We start from the raw sequence: 21883 nt of genomic DNA, 5'->3' as shown, positions 1-21883 counted from the left end.
CCGCGAGGGACCGCCGCAGATCATCAGAGAATATTGCCGACTTCGACCTCGCCTGAGACGGCCGAATACAGAAGCTCGTAGCCAATCGTAAAGTTTCTATATGCTGAGATGCGAATATCAACCATTGGAGATGGCGGTTCGAAACGCATCCCGAACTTAACAATACCCTGTACGCCATCATCTGCGGTCTGATCGTCAAGCAGCCAGAACCTGGAACCAGGGAGAAGGAAGCCTTCGCCTTCGAGGCGCTTCAGGACGTTGTTGCCAGTCATCACCATAAGGTCGAGTTGGGCAAGCGTCTGCGGTCGATCAACGAAAGGAAGGAATCCTTCCTCAACGCTCTCGTTGACAAGGTCCATTACCCGGACGACCGGGATGAACTGATCAATCGTGTTATCCGAGCACGTCCAAACGCCCCACGCCCGGAAGCTGCCGGCACCATCGATGTTCGAGCGATTAATGACCGTGTTGACCCGATTGAAATTCAGGTCGTTCGCATCCTCGCCGTATTCTACGGGGCGATTTGTGCCGCTGATGCCGTTGATGACCATGTTCGAGCCGGCGAACACAGCGCCCTTTTCCTTGTCCATCTTGGCCTGCAAGCCGGCATAGACGGTCGAGAGCGCGCGGGGATAGTTGATACCGCCGATGTTCTTGAGGATGCGGGGATCGCAGTAGGCGACCCGCTTCGAGCCGATAAGCTGACGGGCCTGCACCGCCGCCTGGTTTGTGCTGTCCGGGCCATCGGTGTAGATCATGGCGCGGAGCTTGTCGGCGACGCCAATCATCTCGGCGAGGATCGGGTTGAGGACAGAGCCGATTGTGCCGGACAGAGCCGCGCCGGAACCTGTGCCCGCCGGGTCGGTGATCGTGAAAGCCAGCGTACCCGTATAGCCATAGCCCGGCTTCACGACTGCAATGGCGGTGATCGCCCCATCCGTCCCGATGACAGGCTGAAGGACGGCGCCCTGCCCGGTCGTGCCAGCGACGGTGACGGTGGTGTCGGCCGAATAGCCCGAGCCCTGCGTCGTGACAGCAACGGACGCCACGCCATCGGCCGCAGCCGTATTGGCGTAGCCGGCCATCGCGATCAGCTTCGGCCGAGGCAGGCTCTGCGACGTCGCCTTGAGAAGCGCATGGACGCCAGTCTTGGTCGCGAAGTCGCCGACCATGTTCGCGGTCGTCTCGGTCGCGTCCTCGCCCTTGTCCACCATGACGACAACGATCTGATTGACCGTCTGGTCATAGAAGCTGTCGATCTCCTCCTTGACCGCGTCCGGCAGGTTTGCGGCATCGGAAGGCTTGGCGACGAGGAAAGGTTTGTTGAAGGCATAGCCGGTCGGCAGGTCATCCGTCTCGATCGGAATGACAAGGCCGCCCGTAGACGTGTTTCGGAGCCGGATCACGACCGGCTCGTCGCCGGACTGGAAAACCCGGACGCCGTGGTGATTTTCGACAGAGGCCATCCGGCCCTCCTATGTGGGTGATACTGCCTTGCCGAAGGGCGTCAGTCGGCGAACCGGGCGCGAATGGCCGGCATGAAAAAGGCCGCTTGTGGCGGCCGGTTGGGTGTGGGGTTGCGGGTGATTAGGCCTTCGGCGGCCTGCGCTTTTGTGCCCGCCAGCGAAACCACCAGCCGAACAAGACAACACCGCCGAACATAATCGCAGCCATCACCGGCCCGCCGCTCGTCGCCGCGACGCATTGCGCGAGCGCCCAATCGGCTGACAGGCGGCCGATCGCCGGATCGGCATAGGCAAGATCATGAGCCGCGCAGCACGAGGCCCAGGAGCCCTCGAACCAGCCGGTGCAATAGTCGGGGACAGCGGCCATCAGAATTCGAACGGCGGCGCGTCGATGCGGATGTCTTCCTTCTCACGCTCGGTTTCGAGGATGAGTTCGAAGATCTCGGTCAGCTGCCCGTTGGTCTGCGGCTCGCCCAAAATGCGAAGCGCCCGACGGTGGACATTGCCGTCTGTTGCGACCTCGGTAATGGCGATCTCGCGAACTTGCGTGATGAGGACCGAGCGATGCCGGTCGGTAATGGTGGATTGCGCCATAGGTCGCCCGATCGTTTGATGTGGAAGAGGCGAAGCCGGAGGCCTTAAGGCCAGCCAACTTCGAGATCGACGGCTTCGATCGCGGAGATCCGCTCATCCGCCGTCCGGCCGTCATCGGCCGCAGCGGCATAGAGCGCCGCGCCGAGCGCGCCTTCGCGCGCGAAACACGCTGAGACATAAGCCCAGGCGTCCGCTGCGAAGGCTTCGACGTCGGCATTCGCCATCGGCTCCCAGACAATCCGGCCGGTCGCCGCGTCGAGGCATTTCCAGCCGGCGCCATCGGTCCGAAGACCGTCGCGCGCCGCCGATCGCTCGGCCTGCATTTTCGCTTGGCTTTCCCGGTCGGTCGCGATGCCGAAGACGCGGCTATCGCTTGGACGGACCCAGGCAATGCCGGCCTCCTCCCGGCGCCATCGATACTCGGCGAGCGTCGCAAGGCGTTTTGTCAGGAGCGCACCCGCCTCTTCGGATCGACGAAGCTCGATAGCGTCGAGGATCGCCTGATTGACGACGGCCCAATCCGAACCATCCCAGGCATAGGCGCCGCCAACCCATGGCGACGGTACGTCTTCGACCTCAATCGCTTCATGCGTTTCGGGTCGGATATCCAGCGCGCGGACTGGCCCGTGCAGCCCGCGCTCGTCAATCGTCAGGTCCGGCGATCCATCGAAGAGATAGAGCACCAGACCGTCATCCTTACGGACGATAGCGGTCGCGGTCATGGGTTGGTCTCCGTGATGAGCAAGTCTGTCGGCGAAATCGCAAAGCCGATCTTGCGGCCCGATGCGCTATCCGTCGTCAGAGAGCCGTCGTCGGCGATGTAATAGACGGAGCCAATTGTCAGGCCAGATTGCGCTTGTGATACGCTTCCGGCGACGAGAATGTCTGCGGGATCGGCATCGTCATAATCAGCGTCGGAAATGCCGAGCCAATTTCCTGCGTCGGTCGTCTCCATTTGGTAGAAAGCCGTCTCCCCAAATCCGCTCACGTTGTTTCGGTAGTGGAAATACAGCCGGCCTCTTGTTGTGGCTGTGACCATCGAATTTTGTGTGCTGAAACTTGCTACAGCGATTTTACCCGAGACGTTCACGGCATCCCCGGATACCGCTGCCGAAACAAAAAACGTATATCCGCCCGCTGTTCCATCCCTATAGGCTATAATGAACGAGTCACTTTCGTCGTCATGCGTAAGCATGATCGAATATATGTTCGTTTGATCAAATGCTATTTGGCTAATCGATGAAATCGAGCTTCCATTAATCTTTCCTAGAAAAAGTTTCCCTGTCCACGGTGATGTGGATGTATCAACATAAGCAATTAATATTTTATCCGGGCTGACAAATGCGACGTCAATATAAGAGCAGCTATTGGTATCAAAATTAAGCCCTGAAACTACGGAGATTGTGTTTCCAGCAATCGTGCAAAACGCAACATGCCCTAGTCCGTTGGAGTTATCGGCTCTTGTTGCAAAAACAAAACGATCTTGATCAATTACTGCAACTGACGGGTTTGATGTTTGCCCACTCCTGATAGTTTTGAAGCTAGGAAAGGAAATCTCAGTTCCAGAAACTGTCCCTATATTGCATTCTCCGGAATATGGTGAATTAGTCAGAACCCATCCAACAACAATTCTATTATTGCCTAGATAAGCAACATCATTCCGCCCTATCGCAGCCCCGCCACCACGAAAGATTGCGCTCGATCCGAAGCTTATAGATGCCCCAGATATTTGGCCAACCATGGCGCTACCGTAATTGCTTACGGCCTCATCGCGGTAACAGACGACAAATCTGTTATCACCAATAGCGGCAACGCTCAAAAAATTGACGCCAGTATTAAGGAATGTGATCGGTGGGCTAAATATTATCTGGTTTCCAGATATAGAGCCAATAACAGCCCTTCCGCGCCCAGCGTTGCCTTCGTCACGATAGCAGAGAACAATTGTATTATCATTGATTTTTGCGCCCGCTAACCAACTAAGGTTTTCGCTTGAAAAGGTTTCAGTTGGACCAAGGCCCTCGGGCGTTAGCGTTACAACACTGACTGTCCCGTCTGGATTCAGAACGACCACGTCACCATTGCCAATAGCGCCGGATGCCACAGCGGTGATGACGCCCGAGGATTTCGGGAACACGATTGCATCGATCGCATCGGAGACCCGTTGCGCCGCCTCGGCCTTCGTGTCGCGATCGGTGAGAGCGGCCGTCGTCGCGGCGGCATCTGCCTTCGAGGCAAGCGCCGTCGCGGTCGCATCCGCATCGGCCTTCTTGTCGAGCAGCAGGTCAGCAGCCGTCTTCGTGTAATAATTCGCCGGGTCGAAGGTCTGGGCCGCCTGCGCCGCCTCTTCCGCGTCGATCCGGTTTTGATTGATCTGGCCGGCGAGCGTCGCAATCTCCTGGCGGTCCGCCTCGATCGCGGCGACATAGTCTGCGATCGGGCCGGTGGCCGTCAGCACGGCATCGCGGGCGCCCTTCACCTGCGCAAGGTAATCCAGCATGGCGAGCGTCGGGCCGGCGAGCGCACCGATTTCCCACCCGCCATGCGGCCCCGGCGAACCGTTGAAGGTCACGACCTCGGCGAAATACGTACCGCTATCGCGATCATAGGAGATCGTGCGCAGCACCGCATAGTTCGTCGGCTCGGACGTGTTCGCCAGAATGGTGAAGGTCGAGGGCGTGAAGAGATCACGGGAGTCGCCTTCCGAGATGATCCAGCCGAGTTCGGCGCCTTCGGCAAGCGTCACGCTCGTTGTGGATCGCGCGACGAGGAAGCCCTTCTCCTGGATCTTCTGGATCGTCTGAACAGCCGGGTCGAGAACGCCTTGCAGGGTGTCCCGCGCCTCCTTGATAAGGCCGCCGAGATAGCCGTCGCCAAGGACCAGCTCTCGAAATTCCTCGATCACATGGATGCGGATATCCACATCCTCGCGGAAATCGTTCCAGAATTCAGGCGTGTAGTCCTCGTTGCCCTGGACGGCGTAAGGGATCGGGTATTTGCGCATAGGAGATTACGCCTTTGCATAGTGCTTGACGTTGTCGACCGTGAAGCGTTCCAGGCGGCCGGTCGCCATTGCCCCCGTCAGAACCGCCGCATAGGTCTGCGTCGGCGTGCCGAGTTCGAAGATCGCCGTGCGCGAGACAAGCGTCGAGTCGCGCAAGTGGACGTCCTTCACGCTGGCCGGATTGATGATCGAGCCGCCGACATCGAGTTGCATGTCGAAGGAATAGTCGTCGTCATCGGTGTCGAAGAAGTCGAGGACGGCGTTCAGCTTCACATAGCTGACGGTCTCACCCGCCCCGGCATCGATCTCGTTCGATGCGTGCTTGAAGGTCGACTCGTTGCGGAACGGCTTGATGGCCGTCCGCGCGCCGCCGACCACAAGGCTGGGCATCTTTTCGGACGTGCCGTTGAAAACGGCGCGAAATTGGATGCTGTCCGGCCGGTCCGTAAAATCGGCCTGGAGCCGCTGACCGCCGGTGATGCCAATCGTCTGCCATTGACCCCCGGCCTTCTGGATCTCGAAATAGATGTCCGTGCCAGACGGCTCGTCGACCACACCGTCGATGACGACGCCGTCCATCCCGCCCGCGAAGGTGATCGCCCCGAGATCGACGATGCACTGCGGCTGCTCATAGGTCTGATAGGTCAGCCGGAACGCGATGTCGTAAGCGTCCTGATCGCCCTTGATGTAACTGCTCGACCCGTTCAACGCCCAATGTTGACCCTGTGTCGTTGAGCGCGGCTTGGCCGACGTATAGAGCGCGTGGTCCCCGGCAGACAGAATGACGAGGCCGTAGCGCTGACCGGCCACGAGCGATTCCGGCGGCAGCGGGATCTTCGTGCCAACGGCTCCGACGATGATATCCGCAGGCGTGATCGTCACCTCAACGATCGCGTTGGCGATGTTCGGGTAGCCACCGTCCGTGTGGCAGATCACGGCCACGACGTTGCCGACGCTGGCCTTGGATTGAAAGTAGAGCGTCAGATCCTTGAGGCGGCCGCCGGATGCCGCGATGAAGGTTTGAGCCCGGCCTTGTGCAGTATGCGTTGCCATGGGTGCTTCCCCGCCTTTCCGAGCTTATTTTTTGACGACGTAGTAGGACGCGACGCCGAACTGATTGGGCGGCGATTTGACCGTGACGGTGTAGCCAGACCCCAGGGACGCCTGGACCTGCGAGAGCGACTGCGTCGATGGTAGCCAGGTCTTCGCCGGCTCCTGCGTCTGGGCGACGGTCTTGGTCGGCTGGTTGACGACCGGGGCCTGATAGCCGCTTGGCGAACTCGGCGGTGTGTAGCTCACGGGCTGCTCAGCGATGGTGTAGGATTGGAGACGGACGGACGGGCCGAGGCTGCCCGAATTGTCGATGACCGTGCGCGCCGACGATTTCGGCGTGATCACATCGCCGACCTTGTCGACCTTCGGATCGATCGCATTGGCAAGCTGGATGCCGCCCTGGATGTTCCCCTCGGTGCGCGGGAAGCGCAGCCGCCCATCCTTGATGCGCGCCGAGTATCCGGCATAGCCCGTGTCGCTTGCCTCTTCCGACGCGAATTCTTCGATGAAATCGAGTAGGAATGGCTCGTCGCTGGCGAGCGCCAGGGCATCGTTCGCCGTCTTCTCAGTTGCGGAAAGCCGCTGAAGAACCTCCTGCAGAAGCGCGAGCGACGCATAATTTTCGAGCGAGCGCGACAGCGCAAAGAGGTCGGTTCGCAGGCGGCCGACAGACACTTCCGTCTGCTCGCGCCAGTCTTCGAGCACGTCGACCGACATCAGGATGTCAGTGACGTTCGGCAGCTCGGTCTCAAGCGACATGCGGATGCCGTCGGTTGATGGGATGCCGCCCGAGGTCAGCTCCACCTCGCCGATCTTCACATAGCCGGCGGGCGCGGCGGGGGCGACGGGCTGGGCCGCGGGCGGGCCGACGATGGCCTCAAGGAAAACCGTCCAGGTCTTCAGCATCGAGACCGTGTTGACCTGCGTCTCGCGGGTGTTCACGTCCTTCAAGAACTTGCGCGGCTGGTCGTCGCTATCGACTGGCTCGCCCCGCGCAACGATGGTCGCGATCTTCCGCTGCCCTTCGAGCGGGCGCTGATTGTAGAGATTGATCGGTGCCGGCGAGCGCTCCGAATAGGCCTGCCCCGAGACGTAGAGCCGCCCTTCGGTGAACTGGATTTCCCAGACATCGCGCCGGGAGATCTGGAAGCCGGAATAATAGCCGGTCGATCCGAAGGCATCCTGAATGAGCCGGGCGATGCCAGCGCGCAGGAACTCTTGAATGTTCTGCCCGTCGCCAGCCGTCATTTGCTGGTTCGGCCGAACGTTTACCGCACGGTCCATTGCAGTCCTCGATTGTGAAGGAAGATCAGAAGAAGTCGGGGACGAAGTCGCCGACGCGGGATTTGCCCATGATGATCGGATCGCCGACCCGGCGCGGGCGGTAGATGGCAGTGTCGACGAGGATTTGATCGCGCGCTGCGCGGGCGAGATCGGCCGCGTCGAGAACGTCCTCATATTTGCGCAGGTCAGGGTCGGGCAGGCATTCGCCCCAGAATCCGTCACCAAACGCGAAGACCGGCTGGGTGTCGGTCACATCGACCTTCGCGATCGCCTGAAACTCCGGCATGCCGAGCCGAGCGTGATCCCAGAACGTGCCGCCGAAGCCGCCCGGCCCGCTCGGAGCGCGATCGGGCTCGAAGAGGAACGTGCGCTCATAGACGAAGCGCCAGGAATCGTTCTCCGGCAGATAGCAGTCGTCCCAGAAGCTGTCGGCGTCATAGCAGTCGTCACCTGGCCGCAATGGCGCCGTTTCCGAGACGAGCTCGGGGTCGATGTTGATCGGATCGAGCGAGGGCGCGACCGTGTTGATCTGCGCCCGGTTGCGCGCCCACATCGCCGAGCGATCCGTCGCCACCCGATAGACGAGCCGGTCAGCCGAGCCGTCGGCGTCGAGGAAATAGGCGCCGAGGCAGTCGTCCCAGAAGAAGCCTTCGGACGGCTTCGACGGCAAGACCACTTCGTCATAAGTGACATAGGTCTCGCGGGTGACCAGCTCCGTCGTCGTGCGGAAGGTCAGCTCCGTCATCGACCCATCGGCTGGATCGTAAAGATAGGCCGCCCGGCGGAAGATGTTGTCCGCCCCCTCGTCGAGCAGGACCATGTCATCCCAATAGGCATCGGCATCGGCGACAAGGTCCGACGACGGGAAGCAATCCTCGGTGTGCTTGATCTCCGGAAAGAACGGATAGACCCGGAGCTGGCGAAACCGCTCAAGGAAAGCCCGGTGCTCTTCGAGCGTCAAATCCTCTTCCCAGAACGCGTCCTGCGGCGGGATGATGACGTGAACCACCGCCGCATCGACGAGGCCGACAAAGTCTTCGAGACCGCCAAGCGTGCCCTTGGCCGCTTCGAATTTGTACCAGTTGTCGACGACCCAGCGCTGCTTTTCCTCGGGCCATTCCTCGCGCCAAAGGTCGACCGACTGCCCATGAGCGAGGATTGGCAGAAATTCTGCCGGCGTCGTGAGCGGGTCGAGCGTCTCGCGAAACGGGACCGGCAGATCGAGCAACCGATGCGAAGTCGCCGAGATGACGCGTTCCAGCGCCGTCGAAGACGACAGCGGCAGGAGGTGCCTCTCGAACGGGATCATCGGGCGACCTCTGTTCGAATGCGGACGCCACCGAACACGGGCGCCGCGTTAACCGATCGCGGGATCTCCACGAACGGCTCGTCGAGGCGAACCGAAAGGACGTTCGGCACCCGGGCGGCGGCATAGATGGCGTCAAGCGGCACGCCCATCCCGATCGCATAGGTGATCGCGGCAAGATCAGCGAATTGCTTCTCGGCGGCTGCGACTATGCCGGAGGGCGCCGGGCCGGGCGGCACGACAAGCGTGACGGCCGCCGTCCATACCGGTAGCGATGCTTCGCCGATGGTAATCATATCGCGGTCGGTCAGCGGCACTGCATACCGCCCGCGCAGCCTTTCGCGGATAGCGTCGAAAGCACCTTCCGGCACCCGCTCGCCGGGCTTCGCCAGCAAGGTGATTGCCACTTGGCCACGCCCGGCGTGCCGCACGGCCACGTCATAGGCGTCCGGCCAAGCCTCGACGCAATGGATGATGTAGGCGTCTTCCGACCCGGCAGAGGGTCGAGCGAAATTGGCGAGATAGGCCTGGAGCAGCGTCTTGTCCGACCAGCCGGGCTGGCGAACGACGCCCGATTTTAAGGCGACATGATCGAGATCCGCACCCTTAGCGAAGGCAGGCAGAACTGCGCGGATGCCGTCATTGATGCGGGCTCGAACAAGAGTTTCCCGATATGAGTCGACTTCTTCGACGATGACGACTGGATCCGTCTCCAGTCCTCCGACATCATAATCAAGCCCTTCCGATGCGGCGCGCTGTACGAAGTCGGTAATACGATCAGATCGGATGCTCTCGAAATCAACCTCTTCGATCGCATCCGGTGCCGGAAGGAGAGAAGGATTGATCTGGGGGGCAACAAACGTCTTCATGCCGCCCTCCCCAGGCTAACGACGCTGGTCATCTCAGACCGATCTGGTGTGAAATCGCCGAGATGGCCGCTCGGGTAATACGTGCCGAACAGCGCGATCGATAATTCGCCGGTCAGCGAAGCCTGCTGGAGTTGGCACCGCGTCAGCCGGAAGCGCGGCTCCCATCGGCGCAGAGCATTGGCCGTTGCCGCATAGACGGCCAGGATCACCCTGTTCGTCATTGGCCTGTCGATCAAAGCTGGAACCTCGGAGCCAAACTCACGGCGCATCACGCGGGAACCGATCGGCGTTGTGAGGATGACGGCAATGCTTTGCTCGACGTGCTCCCATCCGGTCAGAGGGCGCCCGACCTGTCGGTTGATCCCGACGGACGCTGGCAACGGCTCAGTCCTTCGTGTCCGTTTTGGCCGGCGCAGGCGCCTTCTTGGGCTCTTCAGCCTTCGGTAGAGCGATCCGGCCCTCGTCGACGAAGCGACGCGCCTGCTTTTCGTTCAGCTCGATCTTGGCGCCCTTGGGATAGTGATCGCCGAACAGGAAGCCGGGCTCCATGACGGTGTAAGTCTTGGTCTGCATCTCAAACCTCTGGGGATATTGCGGAGGCGACGATCACGGCGCCGCATGCGCAGATGGAGCCATGCCGAGCGGCCATCTGGCCTTCGACTTGAACCTTCGGCGAGACGTTGCCGAGGATGGGGTTTTCGCCGTGCCACTCGCACGTAAAAGTGTCGCCCTGTCTTGCGATCAGGCGACCATTGTTCGCGTAATGACGGGAACATGAACTTGTGATTTTGCCGGGATGGCTCGCGCCGTCGCCTAGCGTGGCGACGGGATCTGACATTGCGTCACGCTGGCAATCTGAACGATGGCCGCGAGCTTTGCCAAAGAGCCGGCCACGCTTCTTTCGAAGTCCGTTGCGCTGACTGGCATCATTTCCATGGCGCTTGCTTCGATTTCCTGCGGGGTCGTCTCAGCCACCGTGTTATCGACGGCCATCAACAGCGCGTTCTCAGCGGTCTCTGCGGCAACCGTAAGCGGATGGGCATAGCCGATAGACATCGGCAAACCAGAGAATTCATCTCTGAACTTGCGAATGAAAATGACGCCGGGCAAAAGCATGAAACCTCACGCGGTTAGTTGAAACGGACTATGCCGCCAGTATTGAAGTCGATGTCGCCGTCCGTGTTGTGCGTCCGGCTTACCGCCTTGGTGGTCTCGGAACCGTTCTGAGCGATGGTCTGGCGATACGCTCCATCCGACACGCTCACGGCCAGCTCGCCGTTCTTGTCGTGCGGGCGCGGATCGTCGTCGTTGAAGCCGCTCATCTCGATCCACCCGTCGATCATCTCGCCGCTTTCGGACACGACCTCGACCCACTGGCCGATGGTCGGCTCCGCCTGGATTTTGAGACCGCCAGTCGAGACGGCCCGAACCGGGAGCCATGGGCTATCAAAGGCAGGCGTCTCACCGTCTTCATCGCGGAACCGAACCCGATAGAGCCCTTCCGCCGGCTTGGCTTCGATGATCCGTCCCGCCCGGCGCCGGTTGCGATTGCGCCTTTGCTCTTCCGCCTTCTGGCGAACGAGCCAGGGGATCATCTGCAAAATGTCGTCAGGAGGCAGGCTCATCGCGCGCATCCTTGATGGTAAAGCCGGAGATCGGCGCGTCGCTCGCAAGAGCGTAGCCGAGGGCCTTGGCCTCGGAAGCGGTCTGGCCGAAGGCCGCACGGATCATGGCAACCGGGTCGCCTTCGACTTCCATGCCCATCATCAGAGCGACGGTGCCGGCATGTTGCGGAATGCGATCTTCGACCAAAGCCTTGAACCGCATGAATGGTGACGTCTCAACAAGCTCTTGCCCCCAGGTCGGATCGGCTTTTGCCTTGAGCGTGATGCGAAGCTGCCGGGCCGCGCGGCGCACGCCATCATCCTGCGAGGAGATGCGGCGACGCTCGATCTTCGCCACCCCGCCCGACAGCTTGCGCCAGAGTTCGGCCCATTCGTTCTCGGGATCGGTCAGCGCTCGGACTATTTGATTGTCGAGAATGTCCAAGGTCGCTTCGAAAGCATCATCTGTCGCCGGTATGCCAACGCCTACAATCACGCTCTCGGCTGTCTGCTCATCGGTCTCGACCATTGTGGTGGTGATGCCGGTCTCGAAGTTCATCGCCAGCATGCCGTTCTCGCGGAGATCGCGGGTGTCGATGTTCTCGTCGGCCGTGCTGTCGTCGGTGAAGACGTCCACGAAGCCGCGCTCTTCGTTGATGCGCAGCGTGCCGTCGGCGGCGATGTCGATTGCGCCGATCCGGCTGTTGCGGACGTTCTCGCCAACGAGGGTGCGCCCCTTCAGCGCCTCGACGGCGCAAAGGCGGAGAGCATAGCGAACGAGGCTCATCAGGCTTCCGTCAGCTTGAGGATGATGTCGCCCGCGTCCCGGTCATTGACCGAGGCGATCTCGTAGAAAGGCTGCCCGGCGCGATCCATGCGGCGCAGCTTGTCGCCTTCCTTGATCTGCGGGCCGGTATAGGTGGAGCGGGTGATGTAGGCTTCCGCCTCACCTGCTGCGATGCGCGTCGACCATGCCTGAGCGCCGCCGCCCGAAGCATTGGCTTCCTTCTCATTGCCCTGCCGGACAGAGCCTGTGCAGGAATGCAGGGGCCGGCTTTGATCAACGACGCCGTTCTTTAGCGGGTAGAGGCGCAGTGCCTCATCCCAGATGCTCGCGCGCCCACTCTTGGCGAGCGCGCGATATTTTTCGTCAGGGGCCGGCATGTCAGCCCGACTTCTTCTCGTCGGACTTCTTGGCCTTGGACTTCTCCGCCTTCGGCTTTCCGTCTTCGTCGAGGTTGACGATCGTATGGGTCCCTGCTTCGACGGCAGCCATAGCGGGGCCATAGCGCATTGTCTCGACCTCGCCCTTCGAGTTCTTCACTTGCATCGGTCAGCCTCCTCAGTTGCTCGACGTCAGCTTGACGAGGAGCTTTGGCCGCTTCACGAGCGGAAGCGGGTTCGACTGGGAGTGGATCTTCACCCAGCGCTGGAACTCAGGATCGACGGCTTGGCGAACGTAGATCTGCTCGCCAAGGGTGTTGACCGTGTCCATGAAGTCGGCGGGCGCGAAGTAGGTTCGGAAGACGTCCATCGTTCCGAGCGGGAACGCGATCGCCTCGCCAGCCGGCACAAAGCGCCGAGTGGCATAGGTGCCGTCTTCCTGCAGATACTGCGCAGATCCGCGATACTCTTCGATCGTGAGGCCGTGGAACGGGAAGCCGCGCCGCACATCCTGGCGGAGCGGATTGTTCTGCCCGTCGTAATATTTGTAGATTTCCTCGACCTTCGCATGGCCGATAAACTTCTCGTACCACTCCGGCGACGCGAGGACATGGACGCCGGTCATCACCTCGCCTTCAAGGTTGTCCTCCATGTAGGAAACGACCGAACGGGCCTTCGCCTTCACATCAGTCGTGGCCGTGCCGAGCACGAAGTCGACGCTTTGCTGCGTGACACCGAAGGTCGTGAACAGGTTGAGCAGAGACGAGCCGTCGCTGTCGAGGATTTCCCCGCGCAGCGCACCCATCCGCATATGCTCCAGCGTGATCGCGTGCTTGCGGCGCATGGTGATCTGCTTGCGGTTCACGAGCGTCTGAACCGACTCCAGGACCCCGGCTGATCCAACGCGAGCCAGAATGTTCTGGACATCGTCGGCGCGCACGAAATCATCGTGCGGGACGTGAAATGCCTCAAACGAACGAACCTGACGCTTCTCGGGCATGCCGAGAGAAGACGGAGCGCCACGCTCGCGGGTCGGGAGTAGATTGAGCGTGCCGTTCGCATACTCAACCGCAACAGTGGTGGTCGGGATCGGCTCCTCGGGGAACAGGTTCAGCTCCCGAAGACGGCCGTAGTCATTCGGAACGACATTGATGGCGGCAGTCAGCGACGTGGCGCTGAAGGCGTCGTCGTTGAAGATGTCAACGATGCTGGGCATGGGTTACGCTCCTTCGCGCACGAGGATCGGCGGGTTGAGAGCGCCGAGAGCAGCATGGATGGCGGCGCGCTCGGCCGAGGTATCGACATCGGCGCCGTACTTGAGGCCCTGGTGAACGACCTTGGCCTTACGAGCCACGATGACGGCAGTGGCGTCGGCGGATGTCGCATCAACCAGACGCATGACGATGCCGGCGGCATTTTCGCTGCCATCGCTCGCAGCAACCGTGACGGGCTTGTATTTGCCGGACGCGGTGATCTTGCCGACCACGGTCCCGCTATCGACCACGCCGGCGCCGGAAACGATCGTCACTTCCTCGACCGAATAGTCGTGCTCGTATTCCTTCAGCCAGTCGCTTGCGTACCGGCCTTCGGTCAAAATCGCAGGCATCTGATTAGGCCCCCTTACCGATAAGCTTGTTCATGTTGGCGAGCATTGCGGCCTGTCCGGCAGCGGCTTTCGGCATACCGCCGGCGCCAATACCGAGACCGGCGCCATTCGGCTGTCGATCGTCGTTCGCGCTGGCTTCGGCCTTCGGCGTAGCCTTCATGATGGCGTCGGCCGCAGCGACGGGCGTCTTCTGCTCGGCGAGAGCCTTCGCCAGCGCGGGATGATCCTTGGCGCTTTCGAGCTTCATGATGGCGTCGGCGTTCTCGCGATCCGCCTTTTCCTTGCGATGGCTTTCGAGTTCGGCCTCCATCGATGCGATCTTCTCGGCATCCTTCGACGCTGACATCTGCGCCTTCAGGGCTTCGAGTTCGGCGGCAAGCTGATCCGCCCGTTCCTTGTCCGTCATAGGGGTCTCCTTGTTTTCGGACGATGCGGCGGAGCCGCGTTCTTGGTCGTCCGAGGGACGCCAATTCGAAGCCTTGGCGAGCGCGACAAACCGCTCAGGAGCCTTGGCGTAAATCTGGTATGGGAAAGCCGCGACGGCTGGCGCGGAATTGCCAAGAACGGCATCTGCAAAGCCATCGGCAACCGCCTTATCAGGCGTGAACCACGTCTCGGCCTTCATGACGGCGCGGCATTCTTCCGGGGTCTTCCCGGTCTTTCTCGCATAGATCGCCGCATACCCGGTCGCGAGGGCTTCCAATGCCTCAACGGTTTTCGTGTGCGCGTCGCTGTTGCCGAACGTCATGCCGGCAGGATCGTGAACCATCAGCGTCGAACCGGCACTCATCGTGACAGTCTCGCCGGCCATTGCGATCAAAGAGGCTGCGCTTGCAGCAATGCCGTCGATCCGAACATCAGTGCGGCCAGATCGCTGAGAGAGAAGCGAGTGAATTGCGGCGCCCTCAGTCGCCACGCCGCCGCCGCTGTTCAGGATGACTGTGAGATCTGCGTCATCATCATACGATGCAAGAGCGGCGAACACATCGGCATAGTTGAAGGCATCACCTCCCCACAGATCACCGACATCGCCGGTCAGCGTCAGCCGATCGCCGTCAAGAATGGCTGCCATAGTGTCCTCGGATCAGTGGGGGCGCATCCGCGCGGCCATGGCGTAGCGGGTCCGCTTTGGTGTTTCGCCCTTCGAAATGGCGCATTCGCGCTCATAATGGGCGATCAGCTTTTTCAGCTCTGTCACGTCGGCCTTGGCGAACTTTGCCTCATCGTTTCCAAAGCGCGACGATGAGACAGCCTCGCCCGTCGCGATTTCAGAAAGCTTCTGCCGAAGGCGCACCGCCTCTGCGCAGGGGTCAATGTCGTCTGCCATGAATAGCCTCAGAAGCTCGCGACATGGCCGGATGGCATCGAAATTATGCGTGTGCATACGGGCTTGATCAGCCGCAAGCATGAAAACTGAAAGCGCTCGTTTGCAATCACGACGACTTTGCCGCCGCAATAACTGTCTACTCGCTTCATACAGAGATCGACCAAATCTCCCTCCGTCGAATCCTGGGCTTGCGTGGTCCAATCCTCGATGAAGATCGTCTTGCATGGACGCGCAATCGGAGCGCCAGAAACGTCGAATGTCGCACCATGAAACTGGCCGGCTAACTTTTCGGCGGCGTTCGCCGCGCTCATGGTCGGGTAAAGACAAACGGCGGGGCCACTGAGTGCCGCCAGCCGGCTTAAATGCATCATCAAAGTGCTTTTGCCGGTGCCCGCATCGCCAGTGATAATGATCATTCGAACGCCGAGATCGAACAGCGCCTCCTCTGCCGCAGGATAAGCAGGGGTGCGCTTTGGGTTAAGGAAATCCGCCAGCGAGCATTTATTCCCATCGTTGTCGCCACAAGGGCGCAGGAGGTTTTCAGCCTCCGTCAGATCAATCAGATCGCCGCCCTCTTTCTTGATCTGAAGCTCCAAAAGAGCGGCTTCCGCCTCAACCTTACGAAGTTGTGCTCTTTCCAAAAGCGTCAGGCCATCGCGTTGATCGTCCATTTCCAGTCTCCATCGGCTTCCGGCCCGCAAAGCCCGGAACGCACAGGGGGTTGTTTTCACAACCGCCGGAGCCGATGAAGCTTTGGCGATTGCGTTCTGTCCACGTTTGCGACCGTGGAATTTCAGTTGTTAGACGCTGGCGTTCGCCGGCTCACGGTTGCCATCTGCGGCCGACCCAAGAGGGCCAGCGCCGCCACCCGTTGAACGGCCATACGGAGAGGGTATCCCTCGCTCCGTGAACCACTGATGCCCGCGCTCGATTGCAGCGAGGGTCTCGGAATGGTTCTGCCCGGCCGCCGCGTGGATCTCTTCAAGCGAAGCCTGTCCGGTTTCGAGCTTCACCTTCGCAGCCATCGCGCTCTTATAGTCGTCGGCCGTCGGCTGAGACGGCCCTTGAAACTCGGCCTGAAACACTGCTTCACGGTTGGCAGCAAAGGCTTGATAGCCACCCCGAAAATCAATGCGCCCCTCGGCGATCTCGTCCTCCAGCCATCGTTCATAAACCGACTGGACGAAGGGAACGGCGATCCGCTCGCGCCGCCGCATGACGACCGGCCAGATCGAAGCCCAAGCCATGCGAACGCTCGAATAGGTCGCGTTGGAATGGTCGCCCGCGAAGCTCTCGAAGGTGAGCCCCAGGCACCGGGCCATCTCGCGCGCCAGCGTCTCCCACAGCGCCTTGTAATTGTCGGCCCGATTATCGGCCGTGACCATCTCCAGCGTCTCGCCAGGACCGAGATGCGCGACGCGCGCCGGGTCGTTGAGCGCCAGGCTTCCATTCTTGAGCGCGTCGATGCGCTGAGCCCAGACCTCAAGGAGATCGGCACGCAACCCGCCGAGATATTCGCCCCAGCCGAGTGGATCTTCACCCATCGGGGCTTCCAGACCCTCAAGGGTTTGCAACGCCTGAAAAGCGGTCTCCGATGGCTCTGGCGATCGAACAACGGCAGCGAAGGCCGATTGCATCAGCGCCACGGCCAGCGTCGCATCGGCCAGTTGGTCGCCCTGAGCAGCGGCCCTCAGAATGGGCGCCATCGGCGAGATGCCGCGTGGACTGCCGAGATTGTCTCCGCGATCCATCACATGGATGACGTCGGACGCCGGCACATCATGATCAACGTCGATGCCGCTCTCACGACGGCGAAAACGATAGAACCGAGCCCGGTCCCAGGCGTCGTGAAAGATGCCGCCGTTGAAGCCTTCGAACTCGCGCGAGACATTCGGGCACCGATGCGCCGGGACCAACGTCACCTTCAGCCCGGTCGAGCATTTCAACATGCGCCGCTGGCGAACGGTCAGACTGTCGAGGATGGCGAACCCTTCACCCGTCGCGAGATAGGAGCGCAACATGGCGTCCGTCATCTCGGCGATCGTCATCTTGCCTGCGAGATCGCACTCCTTGGCGTCATAGGACCAGCGGCGCCACCGGCGTTCGACGTCCCTCTGCCATTTACCTTCGTCCTCTGCCGAGTAGCCAAGGGCCTGGAGCTGCGCACGGCAGTTGAGCTTAAGCTCTTCGCCGATCGTGTCGCACAGAACCTGGTTCACAGCCCCGGCCAGATAGCCGCTGTTGCGAATGAAGTCGTAGGCGAGAGACGACGCGCGTTGCGCCGCCTCGGCCACGTCCCATTTCGCGTCTCGCGTCACCGCCCGCCGCATGGAGAGCATCCCGGTTCGGGTGTCGCGAAGGTAGCGGGCCGTGATCGTAGGCGCTTTCGAAGCCGCAGGCGCGGCAGGAAACGCGACCGCCCCCGCTTTGACGCGAACGCGCGGCTTCAGGTCTTGCATGAGTAGTCCCTATCGGTAGCTGTTCCAGCGTCCGCGCCCAACACGCGCGGGACGCGCAATCGGTCGAACTGGTTCGGCGGTGACACGCTCGGCCTGCGGCTCCGCCGTTTTCTGTTCAGGCTCGGCACGTTCGGGCGTCGTTTCAGGCAAGGCAATCAATGACGGCTTCGACAAGCGAATTGGGAGCGACAACATCGCGGCCTGGGCGAGATTGAAACAATCCAGCGCTTCGTTTCTGGCGCCCTCTTGTTTCGGCTTCCAGCGCCGGACTTTCCGGCCGTCCTTGTTGAACTCCGTTACCGCGTGTTCGGCCGTAAGCTGTTCGAAGTAATCGACGCTCAAAACATCCGGCAGTGGAAAATGGACAGCACGAGGCGCCCTCTCTCCCGCTTTCGGTAGAATCCGCAGCCGAGCTGCTAGGTCATCCTTGGCGCTATCAACACCCACTGCCCAAAGGCGATCGGCAGAATTCTTGGATCGCAGGAGCGAATTGCCCCAGATCGGCTTCGACCCCCGATGATCGTTGCCGATACCCTTCGTCGCGTAGATCTTCCGCGATGGCCGAGCCCGGCAAAACGCATGGACCATGGCGCCAAAGTGACCACCGCTATCAATGCAAACCGCCCGACACAAAAGCCTATGCCCGGTCTCTGAAGTGAAGGTCCGCTTCAATAGCGGGTCCAATTCCTTGTTCCAAAGCTCAGGTTCGCCAACAACGCCGGGCAGGACGTAGTGTCGGAGCACCCATGCCTCTTCGCCGTCGCCCCATCCGACAAACGTGACCTCAAGGCGGTCGTCCTGCGTATCGACGCCGGCAGTAATGACGCGCACCGCTTCGGGCACATTGTCATCGTTGTAGGGCTCGGCGCGTTGTCGAAGCTGGTTCGGGTCCGACGCCTCGCCTCGTTCTTCCCATGGCTCGCCGAGAACCGTGTTGACCCACGTCTTGAGCTTGGTCGGCCAAGACTTTGAGGCGATGAAGTCCTCAACGATATCTTGGAGCGTCAGCCAAGGGGACAGGAACCCAGGAACATGAAAGCCGGCCACGCCGGCAAACGGCCGTTCCGCGATCCAACGACCTTTCGCAATGGCGCGCCAGCGCTGTCCGTCAGTCCAAAGCGATCCGCACTCTTCGCAAGCATACATCGCCGTTTCCGGTCGATGCTCGCCGCGCTCGTCTTTGTCCCAATGAACCTGCGCCCATTTCAAATGCTGCTCATGCCCGCAATCGGGGCATGGAACGTGAAAGCGCCGCCTGTCCGAGGCCAGCCACTCGCGATAGACAACCGAGCTTTCCTTGTCGACCGGCGTCGATCCTACCAGGGATTTTCTGTTCCAGTAATTTGTCTGGCGTTTGGCCGCGAGCGTCAGCGGATCACCTTCCGACCCAGCCGACAAGGGATAGCGATCAACCTCGTCGGCAAGAACAATCCGAACAGGTCGAGACGCAAGATCGGATGGTGCGTTCGCCCCCACGATCGCAAGATAGCCGCCTGGGAAACCCTTCTCTCGGATGGTGTTGTCGCTGTCGCGGCTTTTCGGGTCTTTCACCTTTCCGGCGAGACAGGGCGTGTCTCGAAGCATCGGCGCCAAGCGCTTCTTCGACCACTGCTCCGCCATGTGGACGGTCGGCTGCAAGACGAGAATGCTCGCGGGATCACGGTCGATATAATAGCCGACCGTGTTGTTGATGATCTCCGTCCAGCCGACTTGCGCGGCCTTGATGCAGACAACTTTCTTAACGCGATCCTCGGCGAGAGCATCCATGATACCGCGCTGATATTCAGCTCGGCTCGTCTTCCAGTCTCCGGGCTCGGCTGAACTCTCGCTGGAAAGCTTCCGGTATTCGTCAGCCCATTCGCTTAGGGTGAGCGTTGGAGGCGGCGTCATCCGGCTCATCAAAAGAGCCGTCAGCGCCTTCTTCACCATCGCCCTCTGCCTCGTCCGCGAATGCAAATGCGGGGCCGCTGATTTCATTCAACGCCTCGTGGATCGCGTCGTCCACGATCTCTTTCGCTGTTGTGGCGTCCGTCTCCATCGCGAGGATCGGCGCAATCTTCGAACTGATGCCAAGCAAGCGAGCCCGGCAGGATTCCAATCCCTTGCCGACGACGCCCATGATGGTCGCGATCTCGGCAATCTCCCCGCGCTCCTTATCCAGCACGATTTCCGCCATGGCGGCCTCAGCGGCAAGCTTCCGCCTTTTCGCCTCGTCCATGTCCATTGCGGAGAGATCGCCAGAAGCTGCGAGAGCCGCCTGTTGCTCGCGCCAGCGGACGACATCCGCCACGAGGTATTCCGAAGGCTGGCCTCGTTTCCGTGACTTGACCTCCACCGGGCAGCCCTGCCGCTCCCATGCCCGGACAGTCTTCGGCGTGACGTCCAAAAGCTCTGCCAAGGCAATCTGACTGACGGTGCTTGGCATAGGGAGGGAAGCTCATTTCGAAAATTGAGAAACTAGCGATATCTCGGGCTGCCGCGCACCCGTCCGCCTTGCCCCCATAGGACGGTCCCTAAACCGAGGGTAGCATATCGCCATGGCATTTCGGATACGATCTAGCTGACCACGCCTTGAGTGATCTGCCTTAGCTCATGCTCGACGCGCTCACGAAGCTTCGGTCCATACTCGGTGAAGGCTGCGGCCGTCGCGCCTTGCACCATCTCTTTGGGGATGGAGGGGCCGTAGAGCTTTTCAATCGGCAAAGAGTTCTTCGACGTGCGTTTGAAGACGTGGCCGTCTGCGATTGCATTGCCGCTATCCCACCGGCCTGCGTAGATGAAAGCAGACGGAAATTGTTGCGAGCGCCCCCATGGCTTTGCACGAACGCCGTAGGAGAACTGCTTCGCGCTGAACTCCTTCAAAGGGATCGGGCTGCCGGACGTGCTGATCTTGTATTCGAGCGCCGAGTAGTTGGCTCGGGTCACGCGAAAACCGCCGAGTTCGACGAGCTTCTTTTGCGTGAGCCCCACCTGGGCAGCCAGCTCTCGCTTTACGCGGGTTCGGGCTTGATCGCCGATCTTGTTGATCGCCCTGCGATATGCCTTGTGGGCCACCGTCTCGTTGCCAAGCTCATCAAGAGCACGGTTCAGCTTCGGCAGCCCATCGCCTGTGATCTTGAGGATCAGCATCACTCAAACCTCTCCGTCCGCTCATCGTATGGGAGGATTTCGGAGGCGGCGGGGTTGGGGTCGGGCATCACAGCCCGCGCTTGAGCATTGCCCGGATGATCATCCTGGCGAACAAACGGTTCAGAAGCTTCATGATCTTGCTCCACGAAGCGGCTCTGCTTCGCGGTGAGCGCCATGACCGATCTCGTGATGTTTGGGAGAAACAAAAAAGGCCCCGCATCGGCGAGGCCATAAACATCCATCCATACCGCCAAGCTCAACGCTGGGGCTGGGTCCGAGCACTGACATGCATTCACGCAATGGCCGGGGTCGTCCTGAGCCCATCCATCTCACGCCGCCTCAAGCCAGTCAAGCCTCACCTCGACGCCATCCACCGCGCCGCCGAACAACGAGAGGCAAAGACGAGCCAATCCGCCTGTGATCTCAACCACCGGCACCGATAGCCCCTCGAACGGGCCATCCATAACGCGGACCACATCGCCCACGGAGAACTCGTGATGGGTCCGCATGAATTTCTGAGCCTCCGGCGCATTGATGCCAGTCGCCGTCTTTCTGACGAGCCGGGTCATGTCCTTCCTGACGATCGGCATGGGCCGCCCATCAATGCCGACCACGCCAGAGATGCATGGCAGCGAGAACAGATCGAACCAGAGAGGCCGCCCAGGGGTGAAGCCGGCAAACAGGTAGCGTGGTGCGAGTGGAAAGCAGAATTCCTGCTTCGGCTGCCGGGTTCGCTTCGCCTTCGCGCTGGCGTGCCGATATTCGCGGCGCAAGGGGACGAACGTGCGGAGCCCATATCGCCGCAGGATCTTCTGAGCGACGAACTCCTTCTGCGCCGGAACGGTCAAGGCGTACCAGTGCAAACGTGCCGCGATGTCGAGAATGTCGTGATCGACTTGCGTGTCGCTCATTCGCTCACGGAGCGATGGCGAACGGTCCTGTGACGTCGAAGCAGTCTCGGCTTTCTTCATGTCGGGCTTCCTCGGGGTGGCGGTGAGGGAGCCCGTGGCAGGCGTGGTGA

At 60.8% G+C, this 21883-nt stretch carries 28 protein-coding genes; all 28 read right to left on the bottom strand.

The features are described 5' to 3' along the window. Positions 1-23: 23 nt before the first annotated feature. The 28 genes from B9A15_RS03270 to nusG all read right to left on the bottom strand — a co-directional run bounded on the left by B9A15_RS03270 (position 24) and on the right by nusG (position 21773). Positions 24-1214 (bottom strand): phage tail sheath family protein, encoded by a 1191-nt coding sequence (locus B9A15_RS03270; RefSeq protein WP_170923155.1) that lies wholly within the window; start codon positions 1212-1214, stop codon positions 24-26. A 373-nt stretch (positions 1215-1587) separates the two neighbouring features. Next, positions 1588-1833 (bottom strand): hypothetical protein, encoded by a 246-nt coding sequence (locus tag B9A15_RS03265; RefSeq protein WP_084408605.1) that lies wholly within the window; start codon positions 1831-1833, stop codon positions 1588-1590. Further along, on the bottom strand, positions 1833-2060 hold the full coding sequence (locus B9A15_RS03260) for a hypothetical protein (RefSeq protein ID WP_084408604.1): 228 nt from the start codon (positions 2058-2060) through the stop codon (positions 1833-1835). The genes B9A15_RS03265 and B9A15_RS03260 overlap by 1 nt, the downstream gene beginning before the upstream one ends. Positions 2061-2104: 44 nt before the next feature. Further along, positions 2105-2782 (bottom strand): DUF4376 domain-containing protein, encoded by a 678-nt coding sequence (locus tag B9A15_RS03255; protein ID WP_084408603.1) that lies wholly within the window; start codon positions 2780-2782, stop codon positions 2105-2107. Next, positions 2779-5061, bottom strand: coding sequence for a hypothetical protein (locus tag B9A15_RS03250; RefSeq protein ID WP_084408602.1), 2283 nt, complete (start codon positions 5059-5061; stop codon positions 2779-2781). Before B9A15_RS03250 ends, B9A15_RS03255 begins: the two co-directional genes overlap by 4 nt. A gap of 6 nt (positions 5062-5067) precedes the next feature. After that, on the bottom strand, positions 5068-6114 hold the full coding sequence (locus B9A15_RS03245; protein WP_084408601.1) for a hypothetical protein: 1047 nt from the start codon (positions 6112-6114) through the stop codon (positions 5068-5070). 24 nt (positions 6115-6138) lie between these two features. Next, positions 6139-7398, bottom strand: a complete 1260-nt coding sequence (locus tag B9A15_RS03240; protein ID WP_139798176.1) for a hypothetical protein — start codon at positions 7396-7398, stop codon at positions 6139-6141. Between the two features lie 25 nt (positions 7399-7423). After that, positions 7424-8707: a phage tail protein I gene (locus B9A15_RS03235; protein WP_084408599.1), complete on the bottom strand. Its 1284-nt coding sequence runs from the start codon at positions 8705-8707 to the stop codon at positions 7424-7426. After that, a complete protein-coding gene (locus B9A15_RS03230; RefSeq protein WP_084408598.1) occupies positions 8704-9573 on the bottom strand; it encodes a baseplate J/gp47 family protein in 870 nt (289 codons plus the stop codon). Before B9A15_RS03230 ends, B9A15_RS03235 begins: the two co-directional genes overlap by 4 nt. Beyond that, positions 9570-9953: a GPW/gp25 family protein gene (locus B9A15_RS03225; protein WP_210190470.1), complete on the bottom strand. Its 384-nt coding sequence runs from the start codon at positions 9951-9953 to the stop codon at positions 9570-9572. The genes B9A15_RS03230 and B9A15_RS03225 overlap by 4 nt, the downstream gene beginning before the upstream one ends. Before the next feature lie 4 nt (positions 9954-9957). Continuing rightward, positions 9958-10146 carry a hypothetical protein gene (locus tag B9A15_RS03220; protein WP_084408597.1) on the bottom strand — a complete coding sequence of 63 codons (189 nt, stop codon included), beginning with the start codon at positions 10144-10146 and terminating at the stop codon, positions 9958-9960. A gap of 1 nt (position 10147) precedes the next feature. Further along, positions 10148-10411 carry a PAAR domain-containing protein gene (locus B9A15_RS23745; protein ID WP_084408596.1) on the bottom strand — a complete coding sequence of 88 codons (264 nt, stop codon included), beginning with the start codon at positions 10409-10411 and terminating at the stop codon, positions 10148-10150. Continuing rightward, positions 10387-10689, bottom strand: a complete 303-nt coding sequence (locus tag B9A15_RS03210; RefSeq protein ID WP_084408595.1) for a hypothetical protein — start codon at positions 10687-10689, stop codon at positions 10387-10389. The genes B9A15_RS23745 and B9A15_RS03210 overlap by 25 nt, the downstream gene beginning before the upstream one ends. Positions 10690-10703: 14 nt before the next feature. Next, entirely contained in the window at positions 10704-11198 is a 495-nt protein-coding gene (locus tag B9A15_RS03205; protein ID WP_170923154.1) for a phage baseplate assembly protein V, read from the bottom strand. Beyond that, positions 11182-11964, bottom strand: a complete 783-nt coding sequence (locus B9A15_RS03200) for a hypothetical protein (RefSeq protein WP_084408593.1) — start codon at positions 11962-11964, stop codon at positions 11182-11184. Before B9A15_RS03200 ends, B9A15_RS03205 begins: the two co-directional genes overlap by 17 nt. Further along, positions 11964-12341 (bottom strand): hypothetical protein, encoded by a 378-nt coding sequence (locus B9A15_RS03195; protein ID WP_084408592.1) that lies wholly within the window; start codon positions 12339-12341, stop codon positions 11964-11966. Before B9A15_RS03195 ends, B9A15_RS03200 begins: the two co-directional genes overlap by 1 nt. 1 nt (position 12342) lies before the next feature. Further along, positions 12343-12507: a hypothetical protein gene (locus tag B9A15_RS22835; protein ID WP_170923153.1), complete on the bottom strand. Its 165-nt coding sequence runs from the start codon at positions 12505-12507 to the stop codon at positions 12343-12345. 12 nt (positions 12508-12519) lie between these two features. Further along, positions 12520-13557, bottom strand: coding sequence for a major capsid protein (locus B9A15_RS03190; protein WP_170923152.1), 1038 nt, complete (start codon positions 13555-13557; stop codon positions 12520-12522). A 3-nt stretch (positions 13558-13560) separates the two neighbouring features. Continuing rightward, positions 13561-13947, bottom strand: a complete 387-nt coding sequence (locus tag B9A15_RS03185) for a head decoration protein (protein ID WP_084408591.1) — start codon at positions 13945-13947, stop codon at positions 13561-13563. Between the two features lie 4 nt (positions 13948-13951). Next, positions 13952-15019, bottom strand: a complete 1068-nt coding sequence (locus B9A15_RS03180; RefSeq protein WP_084408590.1) for a head maturation protease, ClpP-related — start codon at positions 15017-15019, stop codon at positions 13952-13954. Between the two features lie 12 nt (positions 15020-15031). Continuing rightward, complete coding sequence (locus B9A15_RS03175) at positions 15032-15274, bottom strand: hypothetical protein (protein WP_084408589.1); 243 nt, start codon at positions 15272-15274, stop codon at positions 15032-15034. A gap of 8 nt (positions 15275-15282) precedes the next feature. Continuing rightward, positions 15283-15945 carry an ATP-binding protein gene (locus B9A15_RS03170; RefSeq protein ID WP_084408588.1) on the bottom strand — a complete coding sequence of 221 codons (663 nt, stop codon included), beginning with the start codon at positions 15943-15945 and terminating at the stop codon, positions 15283-15285. Between the two features lie 129 nt (positions 15946-16074). After that, positions 16075-17733 (bottom strand): phage portal protein, encoded by a 1659-nt coding sequence (locus B9A15_RS03165; protein WP_084408587.1) that lies wholly within the window; start codon positions 17731-17733, stop codon positions 16075-16077. Positions 17734-17742: 9 nt separating this feature from the next. After that, on the bottom strand, positions 17743-19662 hold the full coding sequence (locus B9A15_RS03160; protein WP_170923151.1) for a phage terminase large subunit family protein: 1920 nt from the start codon (positions 19660-19662) through the stop codon (positions 17743-17745). Continuing rightward, entirely contained in the window at positions 19583-20158 is a 576-nt protein-coding gene (locus B9A15_RS03155; protein ID WP_084408585.1) for a MerR family transcriptional regulator, read from the bottom strand. Before B9A15_RS03155 ends, B9A15_RS03160 begins: the two co-directional genes overlap by 80 nt. A 131-nt stretch (positions 20159-20289) precedes the next feature. Beyond that, complete coding sequence (locus B9A15_RS03150; protein ID WP_084408584.1) at positions 20290-20862, bottom strand: phage tail protein; 573 nt, start codon at positions 20860-20862, stop codon at positions 20290-20292. After that, positions 20862-21104 carry a hypothetical protein gene (locus B9A15_RS03145; RefSeq protein WP_139798175.1) on the bottom strand — a complete coding sequence of 81 codons (243 nt, stop codon included), beginning with the start codon at positions 21102-21104 and terminating at the stop codon, positions 20862-20864. The genes B9A15_RS03150 and B9A15_RS03145 overlap by 1 nt, the downstream gene beginning before the upstream one ends. Before the next feature lie 87 nt (positions 21105-21191). Further along, entirely contained in the window at positions 21192-21773 is a 582-nt protein-coding gene (gene nusG / locus B9A15_RS03140; protein ID WP_170923150.1) for a transcription termination/antitermination protein NusG, read from the bottom strand. Positions 21774-21883 lie beyond the last annotated feature (110 nt).

Source organism: Fulvimarina manganoxydans (assembly GCF_900176465.1).
Taxonomy (GTDB): domain Bacteria; phylum Pseudomonadota; class Alphaproteobacteria; order Rhizobiales; family Rhizobiaceae; genus Fulvimarina; species Fulvimarina manganoxydans.
The sequence above is the reverse complement of the archived record's forward strand: the minus strand, read 5'-3'. Positions and strand labels throughout refer to the sequence as shown.

Coding starts and splice junctions, on each gene's coding strand:
- B9A15_RS23745 (WP_084408596.1), bottom strand. CDS start 10,411: ATGTCAGATCCCGTCGCCACGCTAGGCGACGGCGCGAGCCATCCCGGC.
- B9A15_RS03230 (WP_084408598.1), bottom strand. CDS start 9,573: ATGAAGACGTTTGTTGCCCCCCAGATCAATCCTTCTCTCCTTCCGGCA.
- B9A15_RS03265 (WP_084408605.1), bottom strand. CDS start 1,833: ATGGCCGCTGTCCCCGACTATTGCACCGGCTGGTTCGAGGGCTCCTGG.
- B9A15_RS03210 (WP_084408595.1), bottom strand. CDS start 10,689: ATGCTTTTGCCCGGCGTCATTTTCATTCGCAAGTTCAGAGATGAATTC.
- B9A15_RS22835 (WP_170923153.1), bottom strand. CDS start 12,507: ATGCAAGTGAAGAACTCGAAGGGCGAGGTCGAGACAATGCGCTATGGC.
- B9A15_RS03175 (WP_084408589.1), bottom strand. CDS start 15,274: ATGGCAGACGACATTGACCCCTGCGCAGAGGCGGTGCGCCTTCGGCAG.
- B9A15_RS03250 (WP_084408602.1), bottom strand. CDS start 5,061: ATGCGCAAATACCCGATCCCTTACGCCGTCCAGGGCAACGAGGACTAC.
- B9A15_RS03145 (WP_139798175.1), bottom strand. CDS start 21,104: ATGGATGTTTATGGCCTCGCCGATGCGGGGCCTTTTTTGTTTCTCCCA.
- B9A15_RS03195 (WP_084408592.1), bottom strand. CDS start 12,341: ATGCCGGCCCCTGACGAAAAATATCGCGCGCTCGCCAAGAGTGGGCGC.
- B9A15_RS03270 (WP_170923155.1), bottom strand. CDS start 1,214: ATGGTGGACAAGGGCGAGGACGCGACCGAGACGACCGCGAACATGGTC.
- B9A15_RS03160 (WP_170923151.1), bottom strand. CDS start 19,662: ATGGTGAAGAAGGCGCTGACGGCTCTTTTGATGAGCCGGATGACGCCG.
- B9A15_RS03180 (WP_084408590.1), bottom strand. CDS start 15,019: ATGGCAGCCATTCTTGACGGCGATCGGCTGACGCTGACCGGCGATGTC.
- B9A15_RS03205 (WP_170923154.1), bottom strand. CDS start 11,198: ATGAGCCTGCCTCCTGACGACATTTTGCAGATGATCCCCTGGCTCGTT.
- B9A15_RS03150 (WP_084408584.1), bottom strand. CDS start 20,862: ATGCTGATCCTCAAGATCACAGGCGATGGGCTGCCGAAGCTGAACCGT.
- B9A15_RS03170 (WP_084408588.1), bottom strand. CDS start 15,945: ATGGACGATCAACGCGATGGCCTGACGCTTTTGGAAAGAGCACAACTT.
- B9A15_RS03190 (WP_170923152.1), bottom strand. CDS start 13,557: ATGCCCAGCATCGTTGACATCTTCAACGACGACGCCTTCAGCGCCACG.
- B9A15_RS03185 (WP_084408591.1), bottom strand. CDS start 13,947: ATGCCTGCGATTTTGACCGAAGGCCGGTACGCAAGCGACTGGCTGAAG.
- B9A15_RS03165 (WP_084408587.1), bottom strand. CDS start 17,733: ATGCAAGACCTGAAGCCGCGCGTTCGCGTCAAAGCGGGGGCGGTCGCG.
- B9A15_RS03255 (WP_084408603.1), bottom strand. CDS start 2,782: ATGACCGCGACCGCTATCGTCCGTAAGGATGACGGTCTGGTGCTCTAT.
- B9A15_RS03155 (WP_084408585.1), bottom strand. CDS start 20,158: ATGCCAAGCACCGTCAGTCAGATTGCCTTGGCAGAGCTTTTGGACGTC.
- B9A15_RS03240 (WP_139798176.1), bottom strand. CDS start 7,398: ATGGACCGTGCGGTAAACGTTCGGCCGAACCAGCAAATGACGGCTGGC.
- B9A15_RS03220 (WP_084408597.1), bottom strand. CDS start 10,146: ATGCAGACCAAGACTTACACCGTCATGGAGCCCGGCTTCCTGTTCGGC.
- B9A15_RS03245 (WP_084408601.1), bottom strand. CDS start 6,114: ATGGCAACGCATACTGCACAAGGCCGGGCTCAAACCTTCATCGCGGCA.
- B9A15_RS03260 (WP_084408604.1), bottom strand. CDS start 2,060: ATGGCGCAATCCACCATTACCGACCGGCATCGCTCGGTCCTCATCACG.
- B9A15_RS03235 (WP_084408599.1), bottom strand. CDS start 8,707: ATGATCCCGTTCGAGAGGCACCTCCTGCCGCTGTCGTCTTCGACGGCG.
- nusG (WP_170923150.1), bottom strand. CDS start 21,773: ATGAGCGACACGCAAGTCGATCACGACATTCTCGACATCGCGGCACGT.
- B9A15_RS03200 (WP_084408593.1), bottom strand. CDS start 11,964: ATGAGCCTCGTTCGCTATGCTCTCCGCCTTTGCGCCGTCGAGGCGCTG.